Origin of the sequence: Microbacterium sp. (assembly GCF_031988965.1) — a bacterium.
Classification (GTDB): Bacteria; Actinomycetota; Actinomycetes; order Actinomycetales; family Microbacteriaceae; genus Microbacterium.
In genome coordinates, this window is record NZ_DALZXX010000272.1 from 1 (window position 1) to 1,708 (window position 1,708).

Genomic DNA, 1,708 nt, shown 5'->3' on the forward strand with positions numbered 1-1,708 from the left:
CTGTACCTGTCCTTCACGAAGTACAACATCTTCCAGCCGCCGAAGTGGATCGGGCTGGACAACTACATCCGGCTGTTCACGAGTGATCCGAACTTCATCCAGTCGGCGCAGATCACCCTGGTCTACGTGTTCATCGGCACCCCGATCACCCTTGCTGCGGCGCTGGGCGTCGCGATGCTGTTGAACTACCGTGACAAGGGTGCGGGCTTCTTCCGCTCGGCGTTCTATGCTCCCTCGCTCATCGGTGGCTCGGTGTCGGTGGCGATCGTGTGGCGGGCGATGTTCTCGTCGGACGGTCCGGTCGACAGCGGCCTGCAGATCTTCGGCGTCGACCTCGGTGGATGGATCGGGAATCCGAGCCTGGTGCTGCCGATGATGATCCTGCTCGCGGTGTGGCAGTTCGGTGCGACGATGGTGATCTTCCTCGCGGGTCTGAAGCAGATCCCGAAGGAGCTGTACGAGGCGGCGGAGATGGACGGCGCGAACGCGTATCGCCGGTTCCGCGCGGTGACGATCCCGATGCTCTCGCCGGTGATGTTCTTCAACCTGCTGCTGGGTCTGATCGGCGCGTTCCAGGTGTTCGCGTCGGCGTACATCATCTCGAACGGCACCGGCGGCCCCGCCGGTATGACGAACTTCATCACCGTGTACCTGTACAAGCGCGGATTCTCCGACGGACAGATGGGCTACGCGGCTGCGATCGCGTGGGTGCTGCTGGTCGTCGTGGCGATCATCGCCTTCATCCTGTTCCGCACTCAGAGGTCGTGGGTGCACTACTCGGGAGACGACAAATGAGCACGTCCAATCAGGCCACCACGTCCGGCGCGGCATCGACGCCGGTGTTCGCCGCACAGCAGACCGCGCCGGTCGGCCCCTCTTCCTCTCGCCGCAGGGTGAAGCGCAAGACCTGGCAGACCGTCATCTGGTTCATCGCCCTCCTCATCCTGACCGCGGTGGTGCTGTATCCGCTGCTGTGGCTGTTCCTGTCGACGTTCAAGCCGAACTCCGAGTTCGGTCAGAACCCGGGTCTGTTCCCGCAGGCGCCGACCATCGAGAACTACGGCAAGGTCATGGAGGGCATCGCCGGAGTGCCGATGTGGCGGTTCTTCCTGAACTCGCTGATCCTCGCGGTCTCCGCCGTCGTCGGCACCGTGCTCTCCTCCGCCCTCGCGGCCTACGCGTTCGCCCGGGTGCAGTTCAAGGGCCTCGGGGTGCTGTTCGCGGCGATGATCGGCACACTGCTGCTGCCGTTCCACGTCGTGATCATCCCGCAGTACATCATCTTCAACCAGCTCGGCTGGGTCGACACGTTCATCCCGCTGATCCTGCCGAAGTTCCTCGCCACCGAAGCGTTCTTCGTCTTCCTGCTCGTGCAGTTCATCCGCCAGATGCCCCGCGACATGGACGAAGCGGCCCGCATCGACGGTGCCGGTCACCTGCGGATCTTCTGGTCGATCATCCTCCCGCTCATCAAGCCGGCACTGATCACCTGCGCGATCTTCTCCTTCATCTGGGCGTGGAACGACTTCCTCGGACCCCTCCTCTACCTCACCAGCCCCGAGAACTACCCGCTGCCCATCGCACTGCGCCTCTACAACGACCAGACCTCGTCGTCCGATTACGGCGCGACGGTCACGGCCTCGTTCGTCGCACTGCTGCCCGTGCTGCTGTTCTTCGTCGTCTTCCAGCGCTTCCTCGTCGACGGCGT

The 1,708-nt window shown here is 63.6% G+C and carries 2 protein-coding genes; both read left to right on the forward strand.

Features of this window, described 5'->3' with window-relative positions; translation table 11 throughout:
• Nucleotides 1–795, forward strand: a 795-nt coding sequence (locus RTM68_RS18645) for a sugar ABC transporter permease (RefSeq protein ID WP_312173812.1), incomplete at its 5' end; no start/stop codon positions are given.
• Nucleotides 792–1,708, forward strand: a 917-nt coding sequence (locus tag RTM68_RS18650; protein ID WP_312173814.1) for a carbohydrate ABC transporter permease, incomplete at its 3' end; no start/stop codon positions are given. The genes RTM68_RS18645 and RTM68_RS18650, both read left to right, overlap by 4 nt.